A 26,001-nucleotide genomic window follows, 5' to 3' on the forward strand; every position below is an offset into this window, starting at 1 on the left:
GCTGTACAGTCATGGTCGCACGCACGCGCGGAGCGGCCGGGAATATCGCGGGCGTGCCGCCGGTTTCATCGCAGGATCGCGACACGCCACCGCGCACTGCGAGATGCATTTGCGAAATGCCGCGCGGTCGTGCAAACTATGCCCGCCCCTTCGGGGCCCCAGACTTCCACGGAAAGTAGAGACTTCAGGAAAAATGGCCACCGATTACGACGCCCCGCGCAAGAACGAGGACGACAGCGAGTCGATCGAAGCCCTCAAGGAGCGTGTGCCTGACAAGGGGGCCGGGTCGGGGGAGTCCGAGGACTCCGACAACCCGTCCGGCTTCGAACTGCCGGGTGCCGACCTCTCCGACCTCGAGCTCGATGTGGTCGTGCTCCCGCCGCAGGAAGACGAGTTCACGTGCGTGAGCTGCTTCCTGGTGAAGCACCGCTCCCAGCTCGACCATGAAGACGCGGCCGGCCCCATCTGCATCGACTGCGCGGGCTGAGGCGCTAGAGGCCCGTCGTCGCGGCGCGCTGTGCGCGCCGGACGGCGGCCGTGAGCCGGTCCGGCGTGCGCGACGACACGACCCAGACGGATGTCGGATCGGCCGGGTCCGTCACGCGCGCCTGGACGACCCCGTCGATACCGCCGCGGATGAGATGCCAGGCGTCGCGCTGCAGGCCCGGTCCGCGCAAGTTGCGCGCCTTCTCGCCGGTGTACGGCTCGACGTCGTCGAGCAGCTGCACCGGGATGTGCGCGCGCCCGGCGATCAGCTCGCCACCGCGGACCTCGACGCGTGGCGCGGCGGCGATCAGAAGGACGATCACCAGCACGGCGACGACGATCCCGGCGGCCAGGGCGATCGTCTTGTCGAACGGCACGAACACCATCGCCGCCATCGGTGCGACCACGGCGGCGCTCACGAATGCCCAGAGGGACGGCGTCAAGCGCTCTCGATAGACGATGCCCGTGGCATCCGTGGCATTCGCCGATGTCATCTGCATTACCCTCGTGGAGTGACCGAAACCGTGGACGTCCCCATTATCGCCCCCGAGCTTCCGGCCTACGCGCACCCCGGTGACGCCGGCGCCGACCTGGTGTCGGCCGAGGCCCTGCGTCTTGAGCCGGGAGAGCGCGCGCTGGTGGGCACGGGCGTGCGCGTGGCCGTGCCCGACGGCTACGCGGCCTTCGTCGTTCCCCGCAGCGGTCTGGCGACCAAGCACGGGGTCACGATCGTCAATTCGCCGGGAACGGTGGATGCCGGATACCGCGGCGAGCTGAAGGTCACGCTGCTGAACACCGACGCTCGCGAGCCGTACGACATCGCCGTCGGCGACCGCATCGCGCAGCTGATCATCATGCCGGTCGCCCGCGCCCGGTTCGTGCCGGTCGATGCGCTGGAATCCAGCGCACGCGGCGAGGGCGGGTTCGGGTCCACCGGGTACACGAACGAGACGAGGAATCCTTCATGAGTGAAGAGAACGAAGCCGCGACGCCGCAGAAGTCGGCGCCCGAGGACCGGGCCGAGTCGGGGCCGTTCGACGACTCCGAGGCGAACCCGGTCCGTCCGTACATCGACCTCGGCGGGATCAAGATCCTGCCCCGCGAGGGGCTGAACCTGCGCCTCGAGGTCGAGGAGCAGACGCAGCGCATCGTCGCCGTCGGCCTCGACTACGCCGGGTCGACACTCCAGGTGCAGCCATTCGCTGCGCCGCGCTCGACAGGACTGTGGGACGAGACCCGCGCGCAGATCCGCGACCAGGTCAAGCAGCAGGGCGGTCGTGTCGAGGAGCGCGAGGGGCCGCTGGGCGCCGAGCTTCTCGCGGAGGTGCCGGTGGCCGGTCCCGACGGCCAGCCTGCACGGCGGCTCGCCCGCTTCATCGGCGTCGACGGGCCGCGGTGGTTCTTGCGAGGCGTCATCGGGGGCGCTGCCACCGGCGATGTGGACGCTGCCGCGAAAGTGGAAGACCTCTTCCGCTCGATCGTCGTGGTGCGGGGCGGCTCGCCCATGCCGCCGCGTGACCTCATCACGTTGAAGATGCCCACCGCTCCGGGAGCGGCGTGACCGACGAAAAGCGGAACGATGCGGGGGAGCCCGCGGCATCCGACATCCTCGGGGCGGCACTGGGCGGCGCTGCGCGGCGCGCCGGGCTCGATCCCGCACAGTCCGGCAGCACCGGACACATCGTGTGGCATGCGATGGGCGGCTGGCGCGGCATCCTCGAATCCGTTCTTCCGACGCTCGTCTTCGTCATCACCTGGACCGTCACGGTCGACCCTCATTCGCACCAGGGCAACCTGTGGCTCGCCGTCGGCTTGTCGGTCGGTCTGGCCGTCGTGTTCACCCTCGTACGGCTGATCGCCCGCTCGCCCGCTTCCGCCGCCATCGGCGGTCTGGTGGCCACCGCCGCCGCAGCGGCACTGGCCCTGTGGACGGGCCGCGCCGCGGCCAACTTCGTGCTGGGCCTGATCACCAATGGGGCGTACGGCAGTGTGCTGCTCGTCTCGGCGTTGATCGGGTGGCCGCTGATCGGCCTGGCCGTCGGCTGGCTGATGAACGACGGCACCGCCTGGCGGGCCGACAAGCGCAAGAGGCGTGCGTTCTTCTGGCTCACGATCGCGTGGGCGGCACTGTTCGCGGCGCGACTCGCGGTCGAGCTGCCGCTGTTCCTGGCCGATCAGGTGACGGCGCTGGGCACCTTCAAGCTGATCATGGGGCTGCCGTTGTTCGCCCCCATGGTCGCGGTGACCTGGCTGGCCGTCCGCGGTCTGTATCCGAAGAGCGCGGAGCCCGTGTCGGAGTCTTCGTCGCTCGACGGCGAGTGATATATTTATCTTGATATCAAGATAAATTCGTCCCGCCGCAGGTTAGGCGACCCTGACTGGTCATGCCTCGCGCAGGCGGGAAAGATGGGAATGCGGACGATCGTCCGCGCTTCCGCCGCCGACGAAGGAGACGAGACGTGTCCACGGTTGACAGCTTCGGTGCGAAGAGCACCCTGACGGTCGGCAGCACCGACTACGAGATCTTCCGCATCGATGCCGTCGAAGGCTTCGAGAAGCTCCCGTTCAGCCTCAAGGTGCTGCTGGAGAACCTCCTGCGCACCGAAGACGGCGCGAACGTCACCAAGGAGCAGATCAAGGCCCTGGGTTCGTGGAACCCGGCCGCCGAGCCCGACACCGAGATCCAGTTCACGCCGGCGCGCGTGGTCATGCAGGACTTCACCGGCGTCCCGTGCATCGTCGATCTCGCGACCATGCGTGAGGCCATGGCCGACCTCGGGGGCGACCCGACGAAGATCAACCCGCTCTCGCCGGCGGAGATGGTCATCGACCACTCCGTCATCGCTGAGCTCTTCGGCACGCCCGACTCGTTCGAGCGCAACGTCGAGATCGAGTACCAGCGCAACGGTGAGCGCTACCAGTTCCTCCGCTGGGGCCAGACCGCCTTCGACGACTTCAAGGTCGTTCCCCCGGGGACCGGCATCGTGCACCAGGTCAACATCGAGTACCTGGCCCGTGTGACCTTCACCCGTGAGGTCGACGGCGTGGTGCGCGCGTATCCCGACACGCTGGTGGGCACCGACTCGCACACCACCATGGTCAACGGCCTGGGCGTGCTGGGCTGGGGCGTCGGCGGAATCGAAGCCGAGGCCGCCATGCTCGGTCAGCCGGTCTCGATGCTCATCCCGCGCGTCGTCGGCTTCAAGCTGAACGGCGAGATCCCCGCGGGCGTGACTGCCACCGACGTGGTGCTGACCATCACCGAGATGCTGCGGAGCCACGGCGTCGTCGGCAAGTTCGTCGAGTTCTACGGCGAGGGCGTCGCGTCGGTGCCGCTGGCCAACCGCGCGACGATCGGCAATATGAGCCCCGAGTTCGGCTCCACCGCTGCAATCTTCCCGATCGACGACGTCACGCTCGACTACCTGCGCCTGACCGGCCGCAGCGAGGAGCAGGTCGCACTCGTCGAGGCGTATTCGAAGGAGCAGCACCTCTGGCACGACACCGCCAGCGAGCCGTCCTTCAGCGAGTACCTCGAGCTCGACCTGTCGACGGTCGTGCCGTCGATCGCCGGCCCGAAGCGCCCGCAGGACCGCATCCTGCTCAGCGAGTCGAAGCAGAAGTTCGAGGAGGACCTCCTTAACTACGCGGACGTCGAGCACGATCTCGTCGATCTCGAGGTCGCGGAGTCGTTCCCTGCGTCCGACCCGCCGGAGAACACGCCGGAGGACGAGGGCAGCACCCACCGTCACACGCACCGCTCGCACGCGCCCCAGGCCGCGTCCAAGCCCACCGAGGTCGCTCTCGCCGGCGGTGAGGAGTTCGTGCTCGACCACGGCGCCGTCACGATCGCCGCCATCACGTCCTGCACGAACACCTCGAACCCGTCGGTCATGCTCGCTGCGGGTCTCCTGGCACGCAACGCCGCGAACAAGGGCCTGAAGGTCAAGCCGTGGGTCAAGACCACGCTCGCCCCCGGCTCGAAGGTCGTCACGGAGTACTACGAGAAGGCCGGCCTGAACGAAGACCTCGAGAAGCTCGGCTTCTACACGGTCGGCTATGGCTGCACGACCTGCATCGGCAACTCCGGACCGCTCATCGAAGAGGTCTCGGCGGCCATCAATGAGAACGACCTGGCCGTCACCGCGGTGCTCTCCGGAAACCGGAACTTCGAGGGCCGGATCAACCCCGACGTGAAGATGAACTACCTCGCGTCGCCCCCGCTGGTCATCGCATACGCGCTGGCCGGGTCGATGAACTTCGACTTCGACAGCGATGCGCTGGGCGTCGGCACCGACGGCAGCGAGGTGTTCCTCAAGGACATCTGGCCGGACGCGGCAGAAGTCGAGGCGACGATCGGCTCGTCGATCTCGACCGACATGTTCGACCGCGAATACTCGTCCGTCTTCGAGGGCGACGACCGGTGGCGCTCGCTTCCGACGCCCACGGGCGCGGTCTTCGAGTGGGACGACGCATCCACCTATGTGCGCAAGGCCCCGTACTTCGACGGCATGCCGAAGGATCCGGAGCCGGTCGCCGACATCACCGGCGCCCGTGTGCTCGCCAAGCTCGGCGACTCGGTGACCACCGACCACATCTCGCCGGCCGGTGCCATCAAGGCTGACAGCCCGGCGGGCCGTTACCTCGCCGAGCATGGCATCGAGCGCAAGGACTTCAACTCCTACGGCTCGCGCCGCGGCAACCACGAGGTGATGATCCGCGGCACGTTCGCGAACATCCGTCTGCGCAACCAGCTGCTGGACGGCGTGGAGGGCGGGTACACCCGCGACTTCACCCAGGCCGGCGGCCCGCAGTCGTTCATCTACGACGCGTCGCAGAACTATCAAGCCGCCGGCATCCCGCTCGTCGTCCTGGCGGGCAAGGAGTACGGCTCGGGCTCGTCGCGTGACTGGGCCGCCAAGGGCACCACGCTCCTGGGCGTGCAGGCGGTCATCGCGGAGAGCTTCGAGCGCATCCACCGCTCGAACCTCATCGGCATGGGCGTGATCCCGCTGCAGTTCCCCGCCGGTGAGACTGCCGAGTCGCTGGGCCTGGACGGCACCGAGTCCTTCTCGTTCACGGGCATCGAGGCGCTCAACGAGGGCTCCACGCCCAAGACGGTGCACGTCGTGGCGACCCCCACAGACGACTCGGAGGCCGGCAAGGCGCCCGTCGAGTTCGACGCTGTGGTGCGCATCGACACGCCCGGTGAGGCGGACTACTACCGCAACGGGGGCATCCTGCAGTACGTGCTGCGTTCGCTCGTCTGATCGGCTCAGAACGGCGGATGCGCGGTCTAGACTGGACCGCGCATCCGCCGTTCGGCGTGGGAGGGAGTGCGATGGCGATCCTGCCGACGATCTCTGGACCCCGCGATCTGGATGCCCTTGATGACGGGCAGCTGCGCGCACTGGCGAGTGAGATCCGCGCATTCCTCATCGAGAACGTGGCGCGCACCGGCGGTCATCTCGGACCGAACCTGGGCATGGTCGAGCTGACGATCGCCCTGCACCGTGTGTTCGATTCACCGAACGACCCGATCGTTTTCGACACCGGGCACCAGTCGTACGTGCACAAGCTGTTGACGGGCCGACAGGACTTCTCCCACCTGCGCCAGCGTGGCGGGCTGGCGGGGTATCCGCAACGCACCGAGAGCGTGCACGACGTGGTGGAGTCCTCTCACGCGTCGAGCTCGCTGAGCTGGGCCGACGGGATCTCCCGTGCCTTCGCGCGCACGGGGCGTCGCGACCGCCATGTCGTGGCCGTGGTGGGAGACGGAGCGTTGACCGGGGGGATGACCTGGGAAGCTCTCAACAACATCTCCGACGACAACGAGCGCAATCTCGTGATCGTCGTCAATGACAACGGCCGCTCCTATGCCCCGACGATCGGCGGCATGGCGCGGTACCTGAACCGCATCCGGACTGGACAGACATACCGCAGCCTCGACGAGAGGTCCGAAGACCTGTTCCGCCGGTTCGGACGCCCTGGTCGTGCGCTCCACCGCGGCCTGCGCGGCGGCACCCGGGGATTCCTGTCGCGCTTCACCGGCAACGAGGCGCTGTACTCGAACCTGGACATCAAGTACCTGGGCCCCGTGGACGGGCATGACCTGCCCACCCTTATCGAGACCCTGCAGCTGGCCAAACGCTATGGCGCACCGGTCATCGTCCACGCGATCACCGAGAAGGGCCGCGGCTACGAACCGGCGCGGCACGACGAGGCCGATCAGTTCCACGCCGTGGGACGGATCGACCCGCGCACGGGAGCATCGCTGGGGGAGTCGTCTGGGATGTCGTGGACCGACGCCTTCGCGGCCGAGCTCGCCGCGATCGGCGACGACCGGCCCGATGTGATGGCCGTGACCGCGGCGATGCTGCGGCCCACGGGGCTGCTGCCGTTCGCGCAGCGCTTCCCCGACCGCGTGCACGACGTGGGAATCGCCGAGCAGCACGCGGTCGCATCGGCCGCCGGCCTCGCCTACGGCGGCCTGCATCCGGTGGTGGCGCTCTACGCGACCTTCATCGGGCGGGCGTTCGATCAGGTGCTGATGGATGTCGGCCTGCACCGTGCCGGCGTGACCTTCGTGCTCGATCGTGCCGGCGTCACCGGCCCCGACGGACCGAGCCACCACGGAATCTGGGATCTTGCGACCCTGCAGGTCGTGCCGCACATCCGCATCGCGGCGCCCCGAGACGCGCGGCGGCTGCGCGAGGAGCTGCGGGAGGCCGTTGCGGTGGATGACGCGCCCACGGTGATCCGGTACCCGAAGGGCACGGCTGCGGCCGACCTGTCCGCGATCGAGCGGCTCGACGACGGAGTTGACGTGCTGGCCCGCGGCGATTCCGATGACGTCCTCCTGGTCGGTATCGGACCGATGGCGCATGTGGCCGTCGACGTCGCGTCGCGACTGCGCGCACAGGGGATCGGAGCAACGGTCGTGGATCCGCGCTGGCCGGTGCCGGTGCCACCGTCGATCGTCACTCTCGCAGCATCCCACCGTCTGGTCATCACGATCGAGGACGGCATCCGTGTCGGCGGCGTGGGCACGCGCGTGCGCCAGGTCCTGCGCGAAGCCGGCGTCGACACCGCGGTGGACGAGCTGGGTCTGCCGGACGAGTTCATCCCGCACGCGTCGCGCGACGAGATCCTTCGCGACGCCGGTCTCACCGCGCCGAAGATCGCCCAGGACGTCGTCGCGCAGGTGCTGGGCACCCGGGTCCCGACGGCGCGTCCGACGGTGGACGACGCCGAGCTTCCGGAGTGGGCGCGGGCCGCGCGCGACGGCGCGTAGACGACCTCAGCTCGTGGGCGTCGTGCGGCGCGCGCGGTGCAGCGCGGGGCCATTGCCGACGGAGCTCGGCTAGCGTGGAGGCATGCAGTCTCGTTCGCCCGTGTGGGGCGTGGTGATCGGTCTCGTAGGGCTCGTGCTCGCCGCATGGATCGCGTTCGGTCGGGCCCTGTTCGGCTTGTCCGGCACTCTCGCGATCGTGTACGCGCTGACGCTCGGCATCGTGGTCGTCGTGCTGCACATCTTCATCGCCGACGCCTTCGCACGAACGGCGCGCGGCGGCTTCCGGCATCGCGGAGCCACCTACGGCACGCTCGCTGCGTCGTGGGGCTGCGCCGTCGTGCTGGGGCTGCTGATCCCCGACATCACCCCCGCGGGCCTGCAGACGATCGTCTCGGGCACCTCAGAGCCGGCGCGGGGGATGGCGATCGGGTTCGCGAACCCCATCGGCATCATCATGATCGTGTTCGCATTCGTCGCGCTGTTCCTGGCGCGCGGCGACGCACTCGGCCGGGCGGACGCGCCGCGCATCGAAGAGGACGAACTCTGAGGCGCCCTCGCCCCGGCCGAGGAGAAAGGCCGAGGCGAGGGCGCCTTCCGTGAAAAACGCCCTCGCCTCGGCAGATCCCCTCGGCTCGGCCGAGGGCGGTGCTCAGTCCGCCACGCCCCGGATCACCGGGGTGTGGAACGTCGAGCCGGTGGCGCGCTCGGACGCGCCCTGCTGGTCGAGGTAGACCGAGGCCCCTCCGTCGATGAGCGGCCAGCCGGCACCGAAGATCAGGCACAGGTCGATGTCTTCGACCTCGGGCACGACCTTCTCATCGAGCATGAGACGGATCTCCTGTGCCAGGCCGTCCTGCACACGGCGCAGGATCGTCGCGTCGTCCACAGGCGTCTTGCCGACCGCGGGCTTGAGCAGCTTCTCGGCCTGCTTCGTCCAGCCGGTGACGCGGCCGCCCTTGTCCTTCTCGACGATCTCGGGCAGCTCCGCAAGCGCATGGAAGTTCTCGTTCGCGTAGAACCGGTCGGGGAAGGCGTGCGCCATTGTGTCTTGGACGTGCGCCGCGACCTTCCAGCCGACGAGGTCGATGAGTTGGAACGGGCCCATCGGAAGCCCGAGCGGCGCGAACGCCTTCTCGACCTTGTCGACGGGAGTGCCCTCGTAAACCGCGCGCGCTGCCTCTCCCATGACCTTCGCCAGCAGCCGGTTGACCACGAAGCCGGGCGCGTCGGCGGTCAGCACCGCGTTCTTGCCGAGGCCGCGTGCCACCACGAACGCGGTCGACAGCGCGGCATCGGTCGTGTGCGGCGTCCTCACGATCTCGATCAGCGGCATGACCGCGACCGGGTTGAAGAAGTGGAAGCCGACGAGCCGCTCGGGATGGGCCAGCTTCGAGCCGATCTCCTCGACCGACAGCGACGAGGTGTTCGTCGCCAGGATCGCGTCCTCGGAGATGATCTGCTCGATCTCGCCGAAGACCTGCTGTTTGACCCCGACCTCTTCGAAGACGGCCTCGATGACGAAGTCGCAATCCGCGTACTCGCTCTTGTCGGTGGTGCCATGCACGAGCCCGCGCAGCCTGTTGGCGGTGTCGCCGTCGAGCCGGCCCTTCGCCTCGAGCTTGCCGATCTCGTCGTGGATGTACGCGAGTCCCTTGTCGACGCGCGCCTGGTCGAGGTCGGTGATGAGCACGGGAACCTGCAGCTTGCGCACGAAAAGCAGCGCGAACTGGCTCGCCATGAGCCCGGCGCCGATGACACCCACCTTCGTGACCTTGCGCGCGAGGCCCTTGTCGGGGGCGCCGACAGGACGCTTCGCACGCTTCTGCACAAGATCGAATCCGTACATGGATGCCGCGAACTGGTCGCCGGTCACGAGCTCCGACAGTGTCTCGTCCTCACGGGCGAAGCCCTCGGCGATCGAACCGCTGCGAGCGGCTTCGAGCAGGGCGAGGGCCGCATACGGCGACCGCGGTACGGTGCCGATCTTCGACTCGAGCATGCCCCGCGCCATCTTGATCGCGACCGGCCACTTGACCGTCCGCTCGATCTTTCCGGGCTGGTTCTTGCGCTCGACCCTGACGCTGCCGCCCAGCACGCCGTCGGCCCACAGCAGTGAGTCCTCGAGGTAGTTCGCCGCCGGGAAGATGGCGTCGAACATGCCGTACTCGAAGGCCTTCTGAGGCCGCAGCGTGCGGTTCTGCTTCAGCGGGTTCGAGATGACGACCTCGAGCGCGTTCTCGATGCCGATGAGGTTCGGCAGCAGCGTGGAGCCGCCCCAGCCGGGGATGATGCCGAGGAACACCTCGGGCAGCGCGATGGCAGCGGCCGAGGCATCCACTGTCCGGTACGTCGAGTTCAGCGCGATCTCGACGCCGCCGCCCAGAGCCAGGCCGTTCACGAACGCGAACGACGGCACGCCGAGCTCGCCGAGCATGCCGAGCACCTGGTGCCCGCGCTGCGCGATGAGCTTCGCCGTCGCCTTCGAGTCGAGCTTCGAGATGCCCGACAAGTCGGCGCCCGCGGCGAGGATGTACTGCTTGCCCGTGATGCCGACGGCATCGATCTCTCCGGCGGCGGCGCGTTCCTTCAGACCTGTGAGCGTGGTGTACAGCTCCTTGAGGGTCGCCGGTCCCAGGGTGTTCGGGCGGCGGTGGTCCAGCCCGTTGTCGAGCGTGATGAGCGCGAGGGTCTTGCCCGAAGGCAGGCGCACGTCACGCACCGGGGAATGCGTGACGACCTCGTCGGCGCTGAACGCGTCAAGCGGCGAGAAGTCGACGGAGGCGTACTGATCCGTGATGGGGGTGGCCATCGGCGTCACTTCTTCTTTCCGTTGTAGTTCGGGTTCTCCCAGATGACCGAGCCGCCCTGACCGAGGCCCACGCACATCGCGGTCAGGCCGTAGCGGACGTCGGGGCGTTCGGCGAACTGCGCGGCGAGCTGGATCATGAGGCGCACGCCGGTGGCGGCCAGCGGGTGGCCCAGAGCGATCGCGCCGCCCCACTGGTTCACGCGCGGGTCATCGTCGGCGATGCCGAAGTGGTCGAGCAGCGAGATGACCTGGATGGCGAAGGCCTCGTTGAGCTCGAACAGGCCGATGTCATCGATCTTCAGACCTGCCTTGCGCAGCGCCTTCTCGGTCGACGGGATCGGGCCGATGCCCATGATCTCGGGCTGCACGCCCGCGAAGGCGAACGAGACCAGCTTCATCTTCGGCGCCAGGCCGAACTCCTTGACGGCGTCGCCGCCCGCCAGCAGCGACATCGTCGCGCCGTCGGTGAGGGGCGACGACGTTCCGGCCGTGACGCGTCCGTGCGGACGGAACGGCGTCTTGAGCGTCGCCAGACCCTCCATCGTGGTCTCGGGACGGCGACCCTCGTCGGCCGTGGCCAGGCCCCACGCGCCGTCTGCGCCCTTGATCGCGACGGGCACCAGATCGTTCTGGAACTTGCCCGCGTCGTATGCCGCCTGCGCCTTATGCTGGCTGAGCATGCCGTAGCGGTCGGCGCGCTCCTTGGTCAGGTGGGGGAAGCGGTCGTGGATGCGCTCAGCCGTCACGCCCATGTTCAGGGCGTTCGGATCGACCATGCGCTCGGCGACGAACCGCGGGTTGGGGTCGGCGTTCGCCCCGATCGGGTGGTGTCCCATGTGCTCGACGCCGCCGGCGAGGGCGACGTCGTACATGCCGGATGCGATGGATGCCGACATCATGGCGACACTGGTCATCGCACCGGCGCACATCCGGTCGATCGCGAAGCCCGGCACCGACTGCGGGAGCCCGGCGAGGATGCCGACGCTGCGGCCGAGGGTGAGGCCCTGGTCGCCGGTCTGGCTGGTCGCGGCGATGGCGATGTCGTCGACGCGGTCGGCGGGCAGCTGCCCGTTGCGCTCCATGAGTCCGATGGTCGCCTTCACGGCGAGGTCATCGGCGCGGGTGTTCCAGTACATGCCCTTTTCGCCGGCGCGCCCGAAGGGGGTGCGCATTCCATCGACGAAGAAGACGTCCGAAAGCTCGGCCACTCTGCCTCCAAAGGTTGGGTATGCGCCCAGCCTACGGAGCGGTTCGGATGCCGCCGAACCCGGTGTGCGCAATCTACGAAGCGGCTTGCGAGGGCTCCTGCTCGTCTTGCAGGGAGGCCACAAAGGCATCAGCGATGATCTGTGTCGTCTCTGCAAGCTGCCAGGGGCGCGCACCCAGCTCGGCGAGGGTCTCACCGATCGTCTGTGCGGTGGCCGGCGTGGGCGGCTGCCAGCTGATGCGCCGCAGCAATTCGGGCGTGAGCAGGTTCTCCGTCGGCATGTTGAGCTCTTCCGCGCGGGCGGCCACCGCGGGGCGCGCGTGCGCGATGCGACGTGCCGCCTCGGGGTTGCGGTCCTTCCAGGCGCGCACGGGCGGCAGACCGTCGCCGGGAACGCGTTCCAGGGGGAGATCGGATGCCGCGCGGCCGCGTTCGATCGCCTGCCACCAGCGGTCCAGCTCGGTGCGACTGGCGCGACCGGTGAAGTCCTTGAGCGCGGCCAGCTCGCCCTTCGAGCGCGGATCGGCGCGGAGGGCGGCGACGAGAGAGCGGTCGGGCACGAGGCGGCCGGGGGAGACGTCCTTTTCACGCGCGAAGTCCTCACGCGCGGTCCACAGCTCACGCGCGATGGCGAAGGCGCGGCGCCCGCGGACGGTGTGCAAGCCGCTGAGGCGTCGCCACGGGTCCTCGCGCGTCGGCTTGGGCGGGCGGGCGAGTTCGGCGGCGAACTCCTGCTGAGCGATGTCGGTCTTGCCCGCGTCTGCGAGCTCCTTCTCGAGGGCGTCGCGCGCGTCGATGAGGTATTCGACGTCGAGCGCCGCATATTCGAGCCAGGGCTGGGGCAGCGGCCGGGTCGACCAGTCGGCGGCCGAGTGCTCCTTGGCAAGGGTGATGCCGAGGGTGTCTTCCACGACGGCGCCGAGTCCGACGTGCGCGTGGCCGAGCAGACGGGCGGCCAGCTCGGTGTCGAAGATCACCGGGGGGACGAGCTCGAGCTCTCGGAGCGAGGGCAGGTCCTGGCTGGCGGCGTGCAGCACCCACTCTTCGCCGCCGATCGCCGCCTGCAGAGGATGCAGGTCGCCGATGGCCGGCGGATCGAAGAGGAACACGCCGGCATCTCGGCGGAAGACCTGCACGAGGTAGGCGCGCTGCGAGTAGCGATAGCCGGACGCCCGTTCGACATCCACGCCGACCGGACCGGTGCCGGCCGCGAGGGCGTCGGAGGCCTCTCGCAGCGCCTTCGCATCAGAGAGCACCTCGTAATCAGTCACGCGTCATCCTCCGCGCCGTGAAGACTTCGATGCCCTCCGACCCCGGCGGAAGCCCGGCGAGCATGCACACGAGTTCGGCCCATGCCTGCACGTGACCGCTCGGAGATCCCTCCGGCGACCACGACGCCCGCAACTCGATCTGCGATCCATCGCCTTCGGCGGCCAGCGAGCCGAATCCGCGGGACAGCGTCTTCGTCGCCGTCCCGGCCTCGGCGTGGTACGCCGCGTCGTGTGACGCGAGCGCATCGAGCAGCCATGACCAGGCGACGTCGGCCAGCAGCGGATCGCTGCCGATCTCGGGCTCCAGGGGAGCCTGTGCAAAACTCACGATACGCCATGGACCGCCCCACGCCTCGGGCGCGTCGGGATCATGCAAGAGCACGAAGCGTCCGGTGCCGTAGCGCGATTCGCCTTCTTCACCGTCCTCGGGACGCACGTCGGCCGACAGTGCGAGCGCATGCGGCGCCAGCCCACCGGGTGCGGCGATCTCGCGAACGACGAGATCGCTTCGGAAAGCCAGTGCGCGCACCTCGGCGGCAGCCCGCTCGAAAGGCCTGGAGGGTCCGGGGTCAGCCACGCGGACAGACTAGAGTGAACCTTCGATGAAGCACTCCAGGCGCGCCGTACCGCGTGCGGCAACACCGAGCACCCGGATCGGCCTGCGGGCCGCCGTCGCCGCATTGGCGGGTGCGCTGGCCGCCGTGTCCGCCGTGTGGGCGCTCGTATCGCTGCAGGTCGTGCGCCGCATCGTCACCCCGCCGTCCCGGCGCATCCCCGACACGAAGATCGTCGGCGTCGACCTGGCCGCACAGACCATCACGCTGCAGCGCACGCCCGACACCGAGCTGCCCGGGCGGTACGGCCTGTTCACCAGCGGCTCCGAGCCGTACGTGAAGCTCGGCACCGTGCTCAGCGCCGATGCGTCGACCGTCAAGCGCAAGCTGCTGACCGAGATCGGTCCCGACAGCACGCTGTCTGCGGTGGGCGCCTTCAGCGGGTGGTACTACGACAAGCCCGAGCAGCTGCACCTGCCCTTCACCAGTGAGCTCATCGGCTCGGCGGTGGGGCCCTGCCCGGCTTGGCTCTTCGAGGCGGTGGATGCCACGACCTGGGTCATCCAGGTGCACGGACGCGGTACGACCCGGGCGGAATGCCTTCGTGCGGTCCCACTGCTGCATGCCCTCGGTCTGTCGGTGCTCGTCGTCTCCTACCGCAACGACGGCGACGCCCCGCGCACCGGCGGCGGCACCTATGCACTGGGCACGACGGAATGGCGCGATGTGGAGGCGGCCATCGCGTTCGCGCGCCGCCGCGGCGCCGAGCGCGTGCTCCTGATGGGCTGGTCGATGGGGGGAGCGGTCGTTCTCCAGACCGCCCTGAACTCCGCCCACGCCGACGCTATCTGCGGTCTGATCCTCGAATCGCCGGTCGTCGACTGGCGGGTGGTGCTCGGCTTCCAGGCGGGCCAGCTGCATCTCCCATACCCGGTCACCGAGCTGGCGCTGGGCGCGCTGCAGACAGGGTGGGGACGGCCGATGACGCACGCCGGAGGCATCTCGCTGGACTCACTCGACATCGTCGCGCGGGCGGGGGAGCTGCGGCATCCCATCCTGATCCTGCACAGCGACGATGACGGGTTCGTCCCCTCCGACGCATCGCATGCGCTGGCCGATGCGCGCCCCGACCTGGTCGAGCTGCACGTGTTCCAGGTCGCCCGGCACACGAAGCTGTGGAACTACGACCCCGAGCGCTGGTCGAGCGCCATCCGGGAATGGCTGACCCGCCACGACCTGGTCGCGGCGGGTCAGCACTGATTCGGCGTCGAGGCCGGACTCAGACGGCGGTGAGCGCGCGCACCTGGCGCTGCGCGCGCACCAGCATGCCGGTCATTCCGGCGATGCGCAGCGGCGAGACGGCGCGGGTGATGCCGAGGCTCTGCGGGTAGTCGCTCGGGATCGCCAGCACCTCGTCGGCCGTCAGACCGTTGATGCCCTGCACGAGGATGCTCGCGAAGCCCCGTGTCGTGGGGGCTTCTTCGGGCGCGGTGGCGTGCAGGACCACGGTCTTGTCGTCGGCCACCTCTGCGGCGATGAACACCGGCGACTGGCACTCGGCGACTCGCTCGTACTGGTCGGGGTTCGCGGCGAAGTCGTCGGGCACCGGCGGCAGCTCACGGGAGAACTCCAGCAGCAGCTGCAGTCGCTCGTGTTCGTCGAGCTCGAGGAATTCGTCGCGGATCTCGGCGAGAGTGTCCGGCGTGTGAAGTACGGTCATCCCCGCCATTCTCCCACGCTCGCTCAGCGCGTGGCCGGGACGTCACCCGGCTCGGAGCCGGCGACGATCGGCACCCGGACCGACGAGCCCCACTCCGTCCACGAGCCGTCGTAGTTGCGCACGTCCTGGAAGCCCAGCAGGTGCTGCAGGACGAACCAGGTGTGGCTCGAGCGCTCACCGATGCGGCAGTATGCGATGACCTCGTCGCCCTCGGACAGTCCGATCTCGTCGCGATAGATGGCGTCGAGCTCCGCACGCGACTTGAACGTGCCGTCATCGGCCACGGCGCGCTTCCACGGCACGCTCTTGGCGGTCGGGATGTGGCCACCGCGCAGCGAGCTCTCCTGCGGGTACTCGGGCATGTGGGTGCGCTCGCCTGAGTACTCCTCGGGGGAGCGCACGTCGATCAGCGGCTTGCCCAGGTGCACGAGGACGTCCTCGCGGAATGCGCGCAGCACGCTGTCGTCGCGTTCGACGACCGGGTACTCGGTCTGGGCACGCTGGCGCACCTCGGTGGTGATTTCGCGACCCTGCGCGATCCACAGATCACGGCCACCGTCGAGCAGACGCACGTCCTCGTGGCCGAACAGCGAGAACACCCAGAGGGCATAGGCGGCCCACCAGTTGTTCTTGTCGCCGTAGACGACGATCGTGTCGTCGCGGCTGATGCCCTTGCGGCTGAGCAGCTTCGCAAAGCCCTCGCCGTCGAGGTAATCGCGGACGACCTCGTCGTTCAGCTCGGTGTGCCAGTCGACCTTGACCGCGCCGGGAATGTGGCCGGTCTCGTAGAGGAGCACGTCTTCGTCGGATTCCACCACGACCAGCCCAGGTTCGCCCAGGTGCTCCTGCAGCCAGTCCGGCGTGACAAGTCGCGACGGGTCGGCGTACTCGGTGAACTTCTCGGATGACGTGTCGAATTCGACGGCCATGGTGGCTCCTCAGATGAAGGCGGTCGGGTGCGACGGCGTAGTCTTGAAGCCGTCGTTTTCGACATTAGCCGTCCATACCGGCGCCGCATCCTTTCGTTCACACTCCGTCATGTTCGGTCGCAATCCGACACGATCGACGGCCGGGAGACACCCATGACCATCGTGCACTTGGCCGATCGCGTCCCTGAGATGACGGGGGCCGAGATGGTCGCCGCGCTCGTGCCGCCGCCCCAGTTCGAGAGCGCCACGTTCGACACCTATCGTCCCGATGCCGCGTATCCGTCGCAGCAGGGTGCCAAGGAGCTGCTGCAGGCGTTCAGCACACCGGGCGCGCCGGTGGTCAAGGGCGGTCTCTTCCGCCGCGCGAAGAAGGCACCGCCGGTCAAGCCGGGGGTCTACCTCGACGGGGGCTTCGGCGTCGGCAAGACGCACCTGCTCGCTGCCGTGTTCCACGCCATGCCGGCCCGACGCAAGTACTTCGGATCGTTCATCGAGTACACGGCACTGGTGGGCGCGCTGGGCTATCAGAAGACGGTCGAGCTGTTCCGCGGATCGCAACTGCTGTGCATCGACGAGTTCGAGCTCGACGATCCCGGTGACACGATGGTCATGACCCGGCTGCTCGGCGAGCTCGTCACCTCCGGAACGAAGCTGGCGGCGACATCCAACACCCCGCCCAACGCGCTCGGGGAGGGGCGGTTCGCCGCGCAGGACTTCCTGCGCGAGATCCAGGCGATGTCCGACAGCTTCCAGACCGTGCGCATCGATGGCACCGACTACCGGCAACGCGCGGTCGACGGCACCGCCCCGGCGCTGGGCGAAGCCGAGTACGAGCGGATGATGGTGGATGCCGCAACCGCCGGCACGGCGTCGGACGACGACTTCACGGGTCTGGTCGCGCATCTGGCGCGCGTGCACCCGTCGCGGTACATCCGGCTCATCGACGGCGTGGACGTCATCGGGCTCCGCGACGTCGTGCAACTGGACGATCAGTCGGCAGCGTTGCGCTTCGTGGCGTTCGTGGACCGGGCGTACGACGCGCAGATCCCGATCCGGGCGACCGGCCATGCTCTCAGCGATGTGTTCAGTGGAGAGATGCTCGCCGGCGGCTACCGCAAGAAGTACCTGCGCGCGGTGTCACGGCTGATCGCTCTGACGACCTCCTGAGCCGGCCGAAACGTGTTGTTCACACGACGCACGATCCCGTAACACCGAGGAAACGTTCTGCGGAGACGGCGGTAACCTGCCGCGCGGAGACTGTCCGCCATGGACAGCGGAAACCTTGCGTGGTATCTCACCGCGACGGCCCTGGTGCTCGTGATGACACCCGGCGTCGCCTTCTTCTACGGCGGCCTCGTGCGCGCCAAGAGCGTCGTGAGCATGATGATGCTCAGCTTCGGCGCCATGGGCCTGGTCGGGGTGCTGTGGATCTGTTACGGGTTCAATCTGCAGAACGTCTCCACCGGGTGGATCGGCATGGCCGGCAACCCGTTCACGAACTTCGCCCTGGCTGACACGATCAACGCGGCGGACGCGAATGATCAGCTGGCGGGCGTCGCCTACGGCGCGACGTTCGCGATCATCACGGTTGCACTGATCTCGGGCGCGATTGCCGATCGCGCCAAATTCGGGGCGTGGATGCTGTTCGTCGCACTGTTCGCGACCCTGGACTACTTTCTCGTCGCGGGCTGGGTCTGGGGCGCCGACGGCTGGATCATGAACCTCGGTACGAACCTGGGGCTCTCGGCCAACGTCATCGACTACGCGGGCGGCACGGCCGTGCACATCAATGCGGGTGCCGCCGCCCTGGCGCTGTCGATCGTGCTGGGCAAGCGTGTCGGCTTCGGCAAGCAGCTCAACCGCCCGCACAACGTGCCGCTCGTGCTGATCGGCGCCGCGCTGCTCTGGTTCGGCTGGTTCGGGTTCAACGGGGGAGCGGCCGCGCTCGGGGACGGCATCGCAGGTGAGGGGTCGCAGGTCGGTCTCATCATCCTGAACACGCTGGGGGCGACAGCCGCGGCGATCCTCGGCTGGCTCGTGGCAGAGAAGCTCAAGACCGGCAAGGCGACCTCGGTGGGCGCGGCGTCTGGTGCGGTCGCGGGTCTGGTCGCCATCACTCCGAGCTGTGCCAATCTCGCGCCCGGGTGGGCGATCGTCCTGGGTCTGGTCGCCGGAGCGGTCTGTGCCATCGCCGTGGAGCTGAAATGGCGCCTGGGCTTCGACGACTCGCTCGACGTCGTCGGTGTACACCTCGTGGGCGGTCTCATCGGCACGCTCTACCTCGGCTTCTTCGCAACCGGGACGGGGCTGTTCACCGGCGGCAACGCCGATCAGCTGATCGTTCAGGCGATCGCGGCGGTCTCGGTTCTGGTCTACTCCTTCGTCGTGGCGCTGATCATCGGCTGGGGCATCCAGAAGACGATGGGCTTCCGGATTCGGAGCGAAGACGAGCTCGCCGGGGTCGACACGGTCGTGCACGGCGAGAGCGGCTACGAATTCCCCGAGGAGGGCGTCAGCACCGGTCCCGTGCCGGTACTGATCCCCGTGGCCGAGCCGGAACCGGAGAAGGTGCTCAGCTGACCGATGGATAGGGTGACCGGGTGTGCTCTGAACCCGGCATCCTCTCCCGCTTCCTCGGGCTGCTGCGCCCTTCCGCACCTTCCACGGACCGACGCCGTCCGACCCCGCCCGGGTCGGACGGCGTCGACGCGTCGGAGCTTTCGCCAGGGAGGCTCGGCGCGGCGGCGACGGTCGAGATCACCCCGCCGCGGGCGGACGGGCTGCGCATCACGTACTCTCCGCAGATCGACGGAGACCCGGACGCCGGCGAGGGACGTGGGTGCCCTACGCGGAGCACGACGGGCGCGGCAAAGATCGCCCGGTGCTCGTGATCGGCCGGCGCGACGTCGACACCGTGTACGCCGTGAAGCTGACCAGCAAGTCGCATGACGGCGATCGCGACTTCCTGCCGATCGGGCCCGGCCCGTGGGACGGCCAGGGGCGCCCTTCGTGGATAGATGTCGATCAGGTGTATCTCGTGCACCGAGACGGGATGCGCCGCGAGGCCGCCGCGCTCGACGGCGAGCGGTTCGCGCGTGTGGCGGCACAGCTGCACAAGCGCTACGGGTGGGAGCTGGGCTGAGACGGACCCAGCGAGGTCGGCGGCGCGAGAACCGCTGCGCTGTCAACCGCGGCGTCCTATGCTGAGACCACAAGTCCGACCAGTGGTCTGGAGGTCGTCATGAAAACGCTGATCGTCGGTGCCGGCATCGCGGGTCCCGCTCTTGCCTACTGGCTGCGTCGTGCCGGTCACGAGGTCACGCTCGTCGAGAAGGCGCCGGAGTTGCGCAGCGGCGGCTACCTCATCGACTTCTGGGGCGCGGGGTTCGAGATCGCCGACGCGATGGGTCTCGCTCCGCGCCTGCTCGACGAGGGATATGTCCTCTCCGAAGCGCGCGACGTGGATGACGAGGGGCGTGTTCGTGCGACGGTCGACCCCACGCGTCTGGCGGGTTTCGTGGGCGGACGGTACATCAGCATCGTCCGCAGCGCTCTCGCTCGCGCCCTTTACGAGAGCCTGGACGACGGCGTCGAGCTGATTCTCGGCGACACGGTGGCTGCGATGGCTGACCGTGGCACGCATGTCGACGTCGAGTTCACGCACAGCGCGCCGGGTCGGTTCGACCTGGTGTTCGGTGCTGACGGCCTGCATTCGCGGGTACGCGAACTCGCGTTCGGGCCCGAGCGGCAATTCGAACACGAACTCGGCATCGCCGTCGCGGCCTTTGATGTGCCCGGCTATCGGCCGCGCGACGAACTCACCGCGGTCATGCACGCCGCCGTCGGTTCGCAGACCGTGCGGGTCGCGCTGCGCGACGACGTGACCCTGTTTCTGCTGACGTTCCGCCATGACGGTCCGCTCCCCGATGACATCGAAGCGCAGCGGCAGCTGGTGCGCGTCGCGATGGCGCACTCCGGCGCGGATACCCCGCGGATCCTCGCGGAGCTTCCGCACGCCCGGACGTTGTATCTCGACCGCGCGAGCCAGATCCGAATGCCGTCATGGAGTCGGGGCCGGGTCGCTCTGCTGGGCGATGCGGCGGCGTGCCCCTCGCTGCTGGCAGGGCAGGGCGCCGCACTGGCCATGGTCGAGGCGTACATGCTCGCTGTGGAACTGGTACACAACGCGGGCGACCATACGGCGGCGTTCGAGGCCGCGCAGCGAGGTTTGATGCCCATGGTGGTGGCGAAGCAGAACGGCGCCCGCGGCCTGGGCACGGCGTTTGCTCCGCGCACGCGGGGCAAACTCAGGCTGCGCAACACCTTGTTCCGGCTGATGGGCATGCGGCCGGTCGCCGATCTTGTCATGGGCCGCAGCCTGCGCGACCCCATCGAAGTGCCTGCCTGGCCAGGGGAGTAATCGTGCCGCGGCCCCGATTCGATCGCCTCGCTCCCGACCAGCAGGACGCCATCCTGACCGCCGCCCTTCGCGAGTTCGCCGCGCATGGCTACGCGGATGCTTCGTTGAACCGCATCATCGTCGCAGCCGGCCTGTCAAAGGGCGCGATGTACTACTACTTCGATGACAAGGCCGATCTGTACCTGCACATCGTCGGAACGCAGCTGGGCCGTCTTACCGGCGAGCCGGGAGGCTTCACCCTCTTCCGTGCGACGAGCGCCGCCGGCTTCTGGTCGGCGTTGGCCGTGGATGCCCTCGCTGCCTTGACGACGCTGTCCACGCTGCCCGAGGTCGCCGCCGTGCTGCGCGACGCCGCCGGGGGGAGTGGGGCCGCGGTGCTGCGACGTGGACAAGAGGAGTTCGACTCGGCGACCCGGCCGTGGGTGGAGCGGGCGATCCAGCGCGGGCAACAGCTCGGTGCGGTGCGTGTGGACGTGCCCGTCGAGCTGCTCTGCGCGGTCGCGGGTGCGATGATGCAGGCCATGGACGCGTGGTACCTCACTCGGCGCGACGTCGTGCGGCCGGATTGTGGGGTCGTGCACGACTTCATCGGGATGCTCCGGCGCGCTCTCGAGCCGTGAAGCGGGCACACGGCATCCTCGCGGCTCGCGCCGCATCATATCGACGCGGGGCCGCCGAGCCGGTACCGTACGGGGATGAGTCCGCAGACGTACTTCATCTTTGCCCTGATCGCCTACTTTGCCGCGATGATCGCCATCGGTGTCTTCGCAACGCTGCGAACGAAGAACCACGAAGACTACATGCTCGGTGGCAGGAGCCTGCCGCCGGCGGTCGCAGCGCTCAGCGCGGGCGCCAGCGACATGTCGGGTTGGCTCGTGATGGGCCTGCCCGGAGCCCTCTACGCCACCGGCCTGATCGAGGCGTGGCTCGCCATCGGGCTGACGATCGGCGCCTACCTGAACTGGCTCTTCGTCGCGCCGCGTCTGCGTGCGTACACCGAGGTGTCGAAGAACTCGATCACAGTCCCGAGCTTCCTGGAGAATCGCACGAGGGACAATTCCCACGTGCTCCGCATCGTCGCGGGGCTCGTCATCCTCGTGTTCTTCACGCTCTACGTCTCCAGCGGCATGGTCGCGGGCGGCAAGTTCTTCCAGAGTTCCTTCGGCGGCGACTACACCGTCGGCATGCTTCTGGTCGCCGGTGTGACGCTCGCGTACACGCTCTTCGGCGGATTTCTCGGAGCGACGTACACCGACTTCGTGCAAGGTCTCATGATATTCGCCGCGCTGCTGATCGTGCCCGTGCTCGCGATCGTATCGATCGGCGACCTCAGCGAGATCGCCGAAGGCATCACCACCGTCGCACCCGAGAACCTCAACTGGTTCGGCAGCGGGATGTCCGGCGCGACGATCATCGCGATCCTGTCGTCGCTCGCGTGGGGACTCGGCTACTTCGGTCAGCCGCACATCATCGTGCGCTTCATGGCGCTGCGCCGCGCGGGCGACGCCAAGGTCGCGCGCCGGATCGGGATGGGCTGGATGATCCTCTCGCTGATGGGTGCCGTGCTGACCGGTCTGATCGGTATCGCGTGGTTCGACATCAACGGGCTCGAGCTTCCCGATCCCGAGACCGTCATGCTCGTGATGGCGCAGAACCTGATGCACCCGTTCGTCGCCGGTCTCGTGCTCGCGGCCGTGCTCGCGGCGATCATGTCGACGATCTCAAGTCAGCTCATCGTGTCTTCGTCGGCGCTCGTCGAAGACATCGCGCGGCTCGTGTTCAAGAAGACCGTCAGCGAGAAGGCGCTGGTCTGGCTCGGTCGCAGCGGCGTGCTCGTCGTCGCGGTCATCGCGATTCTCATCGCGTTGGACTCGAACGCGAGTGTGCTCGAGCTGGTCGGATTCGCCTGGGCGGGCTTCGGGTCCGCGTTCGGTCCGTTGATCCTGCTCTCGCTCTTCTGGCGGAAGCTCACCAACGTCGGAGCGATCGTCGGCATGGTCGCGGGTGCGGCGACGGCGTGGGTGTGGGGACAATACCTGTCGGGCGGCATCTTCGACCTCTATGAGATCATTCCGGGCTTCCTCATCAACCCCCTCCTGGCTTACGTCGTCAGCCGGGCCACCCACAAGGCGGGCAGCGCCGACGACCGCGAGGTGCAGAAGGAATTTTCTGAAACCCAGTCGATCATCATCGATGAGGTCAAGCAGGGCGCGAGAGTCTGAACACGCGCGCGCCGCGGTGCTCGGAGGAGCGGGTGTCGCGGCGCGGCGACCCGAGTGTGGTGGGCGATGCCGGACTCGAACCGACGACCTCTTCCGTGTGAAGGAAGCGCGCTACCAGCTGCGCCAATCGCCCCTGTCGCCGTGTCGGCGACCTCTCGATCGTAGCGGATCTTGGACGCCACTTCGAACCGAACGGCGGGACACGCGCGGGAGGCGGGTCCGTTTTGCGCATCGGCTCGGATCGGCTAAAGTCATATCTGTTGCCGGAAAGATCCGGGAGCGAAATGCGGATGTAGCGCAGTTGGTAGCGCATCACCTTGCCAAGGTGAGGGTCGCGAGTTCGAGTCTCGTCATCCGCTCGAGTGCGGGAAACCTCTTCGGAGGATCACGCCGTGGGGTTCGAACCACGCGGTGGCGTGGCCGAGAGGCTAGGCACCGGCCTGCAAAGCCGTTTACACGGGTTCGAATCCCGTCGCCACCTCCACTCTCGGTCTTCGACCGAACAAGTGAAAAGCCTGTACAGGCGCGATTGGCGCAGCGGTAGCGCGCTTCCCTGACACGGAAGAGGTCACTGGTTCGATCCCAGTATCGCGCACAAAGTCCCGGTAAAAGCGGGAAAGTGTATAGAAGTGTACGGCATTCCCTCCTTGCTCACAGTGTGAGCGGGAGGGTTTTTTGTGTCCGGCGGCGGTCTTGGGCCGCTGGCTGCCCGAAGGGAGTCCGTCCGGTGGACTACTGAGCGTCAAGGAGGCCGCTCCGGCGGTAGACGAGCACCTTGATCCTGTCGAGGATGAGCATCACCGCGAGCGTGACAAGTGCCACGAGAAGCAATGAGAGCCAGGAGACGGGGGCGGTGAGTACCCCGAAGAGCACCAACAGCGTCGTCACGAGGATGTTGCCGGCAATGACGCCGCCGACCCACCGGCTCGGCGCGGACCACCAGAAGGTATTGCGAGTGCGGGTCATCAGGATCGTGACCATGGCCGAGTAGATCAGGTACGCGAACATCAGCGAGCTGATCTGACCGGGGTCGAGGTCTTGCGCAGCCTGGAAGTACCAGAGCAGGGCGAGCCCGACGACGACCCAGCCGACGGCGAAGATCGCCGCAGCGCGGGTCAGCCGGGGCATGTCCCACCGCTCTGGGCTGCTCGAGGCTCCGGCCCGATCCGTGCCCAGGGTGAGGGTCACCAGGTCGTTGAGGATCACTATGAGAACGATGAGGCCGAGGGAGACAGGGAAGAACCCGGCCAAGATGAAGCCGAACGTCAGCAGCGCGGCCAGTTCGGCAGTCCGGGCGAGCTTGGTGATCGTCCACGTCATCATCCGCCGATAGACACGGTGCCCGCTGTCGATGACGTCTGGTACGCCGCCCAGGCCCTCGCTGGTGAGCACGATGCGGGCCGCCGCCTTGGCGACGTCTGTCGCCTCCGCGACCGCGATCCCGACGTCTGCTTGTTTCAGAGCCGGGGCGTCATTGATTCCGTCGCCGGTCATCCCGACGACGTGCCCAGCGGTCTGCAGCGCCACGACGACGGCGTGCTTGTCATCCGGGTAGAGCTCGGCCAGCACATCGAAGTCGCTCGGGCGGGTGAGGGCGTCCTGCCGGGTCCCGATCCGTTCGCCCATGCCGACGTCGGCGGCGATCGCTTGCGCAGTGCGCACGCTGTCGCCGGTGATCATGATCACCCGCACACCGCGCTCGCGCACCTGCCTCAGCACTCCGGCGGCGTCTGCGCGCGGCGAGTCGGCCAGGGCGATCAGCCCCCGCGCGCGCAACGCATCCTCCGTCGGGCCGGTAGCGACCGCGAGGACCCGTGCGCCGGTCGCGGCCAGTGCGTCGGCCTGCCCGGCGAAATCTGCCGGCGTGGTGGCCAGGCCGGCGAGGACGGCTGGAGAGCCCAGTGCTACAGCCGCCTGTGCACCGTCGTCGCCGGTGATGGTTGCTCTCGACAGCTTCGCCACCGGATCGAAGCCGGTGAACGAGAGCCGGTCCAGCGGCCGGAGAGCGGCGTCCTGCCCGGCGGTGCGGGTGATGGCGGCGCTGATCGCGTCGGGCGCGTCCGCGTCGGTGGCCGCGATGGCCAGGCGCAGCACGTCGGCTTCGGTCGCGTCGTCGAACCCTGCCAGCCGGGAGATTTCGGGTCGGTTGCGGGTGAGGGTGCCGGTCTTGTCGATCAGGAGCACGTCCATCGCAGCCGCCTCCTGAATGCCGGACAGCCCCACCACCAGCGCGCCCCGGCCGGCGAGCGTGCGGGCCTCGAGCGAGTTCGCGACGGTGAAGCTGGACGGCATGGAGATGGGAATCGTGGCGATGAAAAGGATCACCAGGAACGGCAAGAGGTCCAGCCACGACTCACCCCGGATCATGGCTGCGATGAGGAGGATGATCGCGAGCGCGACGTCCAGCAGCGCGAGGTAGCGCACGATCGTGAACAGCAGCTTCTGCAGCCGGCCGGGAGGCTCGGCCCGGCGTACGAGCTCGGCGGTTTTCCCGTACGAACTGGATGCACCTGTCGCGGTCACAGTGCCGATCGCGGCCCCGTGGCTGATCGTCGCCGCCTGTGACAGCGCGTCGTCGACGCCCTTGGTGACGTCGGCCGACTCGCCGGTCAGTGCGGATTCGTTCACGCTGACCGCGCCCTCGTCGATGTGCACGTCCGCGGGAACGATGTCGCCTGCGCCCACGTAGACGACATCGCCGGGTACCAGCTCGCGGGCGGGCAGGACCGCCCAGACTCCGTCCCGACAGGTGCGGGCAGAGACCTGCAGGTGCTTGTGCAGGTAGCCGATCGCCTGTGCCGCCCGGGTCGCCTGCACCTGCCCGGTGACGGCGGAGAACACGAGCAATGCGAGCACGAAGACCGCTTGGAGGGTCTTGCCCAGTACCAGCTCGAAGATGATCGCCGCTTCGAGCAACCACGACACCGGGTCCCACATCCGCTTCAGCGTGCCGAGCACCGGACCCGTGCGCTTCTCCGGGACCTCGTTGAAGCCGTGCTGGGCACGCCTGCGTATGACTTCCGCGGACGTCAGCCCGCCGCGAAGGCCGGCCGGCCCGCCCGGGTTGAGACCTCCGCCGGCCATCAACG

General features: G+C 68.3%; 22 protein-coding genes and 4 tRNA genes. 17 read left to right on the forward strand and 9 right to left on the reverse strand.

What is annotated here, in order from left to right:
* The first annotated feature begins 193 nt into the window (after positions 1 to 193).
* Positions 194 to 487: a DUF4193 domain-containing protein gene (locus PU630_RS07885; protein WP_275279815.1), complete on the forward strand. Its 294-nt coding sequence runs from the start codon at positions 194 to 196 to the stop codon at positions 485 to 487.
* A 4-nt stretch (positions 488 to 491) separates the two neighbouring features.
* Here PU630_RS07885 and PU630_RS07890 read toward each other — a convergent pair whose 3' ends face one another.
* A complete protein-coding gene (locus PU630_RS07890; protein ID WP_275279816.1) occupies positions 492 to 980 on the reverse strand; it encodes a DUF3093 domain-containing protein in 489 nt (162 codons plus the stop codon).
* An 18-nt stretch (positions 981 to 998) separates the two neighbouring features.
* On the opposite strand from PU630_RS07890, the gene dut reads away from it, so the two are divergent.
* The 6 genes from dut (at position 999) to PU630_RS07920 (ending at position 8,327) form a co-directional block, all read left to right on the forward strand.
* Positions 999 to 1,454, forward strand: coding sequence for a dUTP diphosphatase (gene dut / locus PU630_RS07895; RefSeq protein ID WP_275279817.1), 456 nt, complete (start codon positions 999 to 1,001; stop codon positions 1,452 to 1,454).
* Complete coding sequence (locus tag PU630_RS07900; protein WP_275279818.1) at positions 1,451 to 2,047, forward strand: DUF3710 domain-containing protein; 597 nt, start codon at positions 1,451 to 1,453, stop codon at positions 2,045 to 2,047. Before dut ends, PU630_RS07900 begins: the two co-directional genes overlap by 4 nt.
* The gene (locus PU630_RS07905; protein WP_275279819.1) at positions 2,044 to 2,808 is read left to right on the forward strand and encodes a DUF3159 domain-containing protein; all 765 of its coding nucleotides are present in this window, start codon (positions 2,044 to 2,046) and stop codon (positions 2,806 to 2,808) included. Before PU630_RS07900 ends, PU630_RS07905 begins: the two co-directional genes overlap by 4 nt.
* Before the next feature lie 137 nt (positions 2,809 to 2,945).
* A complete protein-coding gene (gene acnA, locus PU630_RS07910) occupies positions 2,946 to 5,756 on the forward strand; it encodes an aconitate hydratase AcnA (protein WP_275279820.1) in 2,811 nt (936 codons plus the stop codon).
* A gap of 71 nt (positions 5,757 to 5,827) precedes the next feature.
* Positions 5,828 to 7,780, forward strand: coding sequence for a 1-deoxy-D-xylulose-5-phosphate synthase (gene dxs / locus PU630_RS07915; protein WP_275279821.1), 1,953 nt, complete (start codon positions 5,828 to 5,830; stop codon positions 7,778 to 7,780).
* 82 nt (positions 7,781 to 7,862) lie between these two features.
* Complete coding sequence (locus PU630_RS07920; protein ID WP_275279823.1) at positions 7,863 to 8,327, forward strand: hypothetical protein; 465 nt, start codon at positions 7,863 to 7,865, stop codon at positions 8,325 to 8,327.
* A gap of 102 nt (positions 8,328 to 8,429) precedes the next feature.
* Here PU630_RS07920 and PU630_RS07925 read toward each other — a convergent pair whose 3' ends face one another.
* The 4 genes from PU630_RS07925 to PU630_RS07940 form a co-directional block, all read right to left on the reverse strand.
* Entirely contained in the window at positions 8,430 to 10,589 is a 2,160-nt protein-coding gene (locus tag PU630_RS07925) for a 3-hydroxyacyl-CoA dehydrogenase NAD-binding domain-containing protein (protein ID WP_275279824.1), read from the reverse strand.
* A gap of 5 nt (positions 10,590 to 10,594) precedes the next feature.
* A complete protein-coding gene (locus tag PU630_RS07930) occupies positions 10,595 to 11,797 on the reverse strand; it encodes a thiolase family protein (RefSeq protein WP_275279825.1) in 1,203 nt (400 codons plus the stop codon).
* A gap of 73 nt (positions 11,798 to 11,870) precedes the next feature.
* Complete coding sequence (locus PU630_RS07935) at positions 11,871 to 13,067, reverse strand: HRDC domain-containing protein (RefSeq protein WP_275279826.1); 1,197 nt, start codon at positions 13,065 to 13,067, stop codon at positions 11,871 to 11,873.
* A complete protein-coding gene (locus PU630_RS07940; protein ID WP_275279827.1) occupies positions 13,060 to 13,644 on the reverse strand; it encodes a DUF3000 domain-containing protein in 585 nt (194 codons plus the stop codon). Before PU630_RS07940 ends, PU630_RS07935 begins: the two co-directional genes overlap by 8 nt.
* A 25-nt stretch (positions 13,645 to 13,669) precedes the next feature.
* Between PU630_RS07940 and PU630_RS07945 the strand changes: the two genes are divergently transcribed.
* On the forward strand, positions 13,670 to 14,881 hold the full coding sequence (locus PU630_RS07945) for an alpha/beta hydrolase family protein (protein ID WP_275279828.1): 1,212 nt from the start codon (positions 13,670 to 13,672) through the stop codon (positions 14,879 to 14,881).
* Positions 14,882 to 14,900: 19 nt separating this feature from the next.
* Here PU630_RS07945 and PU630_RS07950 read toward each other — a convergent pair whose 3' ends face one another.
* Together PU630_RS07950 and PU630_RS07955 are read right to left on the reverse strand one after the other, a co-directional pair.
* Entirely contained in the window at positions 14,901 to 15,341 is a 441-nt protein-coding gene (locus PU630_RS07950) for a SufE family protein (protein WP_275279829.1), read from the reverse strand.
* 23 nt (positions 15,342 to 15,364) lie between these two features.
* Positions 15,365 to 16,270 carry a sulfurtransferase gene (locus PU630_RS07955; RefSeq protein ID WP_275279830.1) on the reverse strand — a complete coding sequence of 302 codons (906 nt, stop codon included), beginning with the start codon at positions 16,268 to 16,270 and terminating at the stop codon, positions 15,365 to 15,367.
* 153 nt (positions 16,271 to 16,423) lie between these two features.
* Between PU630_RS07955 and zapE the strand changes: the two genes are divergently transcribed.
* The 6 genes from zapE to putP all read left to right on the forward strand — a co-directional run bounded on the left by zapE (position 16,424) and on the right by putP (position 22,912).
* Entirely contained in the window at positions 16,424 to 17,437 is a 1,014-nt protein-coding gene (gene zapE, locus PU630_RS07960; RefSeq protein ID WP_275279832.1) for a cell division protein ZapE, read from the forward strand.
* Between the two features lie 99 nt (positions 17,438 to 17,536).
* Entirely contained in the window at positions 17,537 to 18,850 is a 1,314-nt protein-coding gene (locus PU630_RS07965) for an ammonium transporter (protein WP_275279833.1), read from the forward strand.
* A 259-nt stretch (positions 18,851 to 19,109) separates the two neighbouring features.
* Entirely contained in the window at positions 19,110 to 19,412 is a 303-nt protein-coding gene (locus PU630_RS17390) for a type II toxin-antitoxin system PemK/MazF family toxin (RefSeq protein ID WP_343075858.1), read from the forward strand.
* Between the two features lie 99 nt (positions 19,413 to 19,511).
* The gene (locus tag PU630_RS07975) at positions 19,512 to 20,690 is read left to right on the forward strand and encodes an FAD-binding domain (RefSeq protein WP_275279834.1); all 1,179 of its coding nucleotides are present in this window, start codon (positions 19,512 to 19,514) and stop codon (positions 20,688 to 20,690) included.
* A gap of 2 nt (positions 20,691 to 20,692) precedes the next feature.
* Positions 20,693 to 21,310, forward strand: coding sequence for a TetR/AcrR family transcriptional regulator (locus PU630_RS07980; RefSeq protein WP_275279835.1), 618 nt, complete (start codon positions 20,693 to 20,695; stop codon positions 21,308 to 21,310).
* A 75-nt stretch (positions 21,311 to 21,385) separates the two neighbouring features.
* The gene (putP, locus tag PU630_RS07985) at positions 21,386 to 22,912 is read left to right on the forward strand and encodes a sodium/proline symporter PutP (protein WP_275279836.1); all 1,527 of its coding nucleotides are present in this window, start codon (positions 21,386 to 21,388) and stop codon (positions 22,910 to 22,912) included.
* A gap of 57 nt (positions 22,913 to 22,969) precedes the next feature.
* Here putP and PU630_RS07990 read toward each other — a convergent pair.
* Positions 22,970 to 23,045: transfer RNA gene (locus PU630_RS07990), tRNA-Val, on the reverse strand.
* A 153-nt stretch (positions 23,046 to 23,198) separates the two neighbouring features.
* On the opposite strand from PU630_RS07990, the gene PU630_RS07995 reads away from it, so the two are divergent.
* The 3 genes from PU630_RS07995 to PU630_RS08005 all read left to right on the forward strand — a co-directional run bounded on the left by PU630_RS07995 (position 23,199) and on the right by PU630_RS08005 (position 23,507).
* Positions 23,199 to 23,271 (forward strand) — tRNA-Gly (locus PU630_RS07995).
* Positions 23,272 to 23,322: 51 nt separating this feature from the next.
* Positions 23,323 to 23,396: transfer RNA gene (locus PU630_RS08000), tRNA-Cys, on the forward strand.
* A gap of 39 nt (positions 23,397 to 23,435) precedes the next feature.
* Positions 23,436 to 23,507, forward strand: a tRNA-Val gene (locus tag PU630_RS08005).
* A 137-nt stretch (positions 23,508 to 23,644) separates the two neighbouring features.
* Here PU630_RS08005 and PU630_RS08010 read toward each other — a convergent pair.
* Positions 23,645 to 25,996 carry an HAD-IC family P-type ATPase gene (locus tag PU630_RS08010; protein WP_275279837.1) on the reverse strand — a complete coding sequence of 784 codons (2,352 nt, stop codon included), beginning with the start codon at positions 25,994 to 25,996 and terminating at the stop codon, positions 23,645 to 23,647.
* Between the last annotated feature and the right edge of the window lie 5 nt (positions 25,997 to 26,001).

It is taken from the genome of Microbacterium horticulturae (assembly GCF_029094505.1).
Lineage (GTDB): Bacteria > Actinomycetota > Actinomycetes > Actinomycetales > Microbacteriaceae > Microbacterium > Microbacterium horticulturae.

Excerpts from the sequence above, each read along its gene's own strand:
- PU630_RS07885 (WP_275279815.1), top strand. The coding sequence starts at position 194 with ATGGCCACCGATTACGACGCCCCGCGCAAGAACGAGGACGACAGCGAG.
- PU630_RS07890 (WP_275279816.1), bottom strand. The coding sequence starts at position 980 with ATGACATCGGCGAATGCCACGGATGCCACGGGCATCGTCTATCGAGAG.
- PU630_RS07900 (WP_275279818.1), top strand. The coding sequence starts at position 1,451 with ATGAGTGAAGAGAACGAAGCCGCGACGCCGCAGAAGTCGGCGCCCGAG.
- dxs (WP_275279821.1), top strand. The coding sequence starts at position 5,828 with ATGGCGATCCTGCCGACGATCTCTGGACCCCGCGATCTGGATGCCCTT.
- PU630_RS07920 (WP_275279823.1), top strand. The coding sequence starts at position 7,863 with ATGCAGTCTCGTTCGCCCGTGTGGGGCGTGGTGATCGGTCTCGTAGGG.
- PU630_RS07925 (WP_275279824.1), bottom strand. The coding sequence starts at position 10,589 with ATGGCCACCCCCATCACGGATCAGTACGCCTCCGTCGACTTCTCGCCG.
- PU630_RS07945 (WP_275279828.1), top strand. The coding sequence starts at position 13,670 with ATGAAGCACTCCAGGCGCGCCGTACCGCGTGCGGCAACACCGAGCACC.
- PU630_RS07950 (WP_275279829.1), bottom strand. The coding sequence starts at position 15,341 with ATGACCGTACTTCACACGCCGGACACTCTCGCCGAGATCCGCGACGAA.
- PU630_RS07955 (WP_275279830.1), bottom strand. The coding sequence starts at position 16,270 with ATGGCCGTCGAATTCGACACGTCATCCGAGAAGTTCACCGAGTACGCC.
- zapE (WP_275279832.1), top strand. The coding sequence starts at position 16,424 with ATGACCATCGTGCACTTGGCCGATCGCGTCCCTGAGATGACGGGGGCC.
- PU630_RS07965 (WP_275279833.1), top strand. The coding sequence starts at position 17,537 with ATGGACAGCGGAAACCTTGCGTGGTATCTCACCGCGACGGCCCTGGTG.
- PU630_RS07975 (WP_275279834.1), top strand. The coding sequence starts at position 19,512 with ATGAAAACGCTGATCGTCGGTGCCGGCATCGCGGGTCCCGCTCTTGCC.
- putP (WP_275279836.1), top strand. The coding sequence starts at position 21,386 with ATGAGTCCGCAGACGTACTTCATCTTTGCCCTGATCGCCTACTTTGCC.
- PU630_RS08010 (WP_275279837.1), bottom strand. The coding sequence starts at position 25,996 with ATGGCCGGCGGAGGTCTCAACCCGGGCGGGCCGGCCGGCCTTCGCGGC.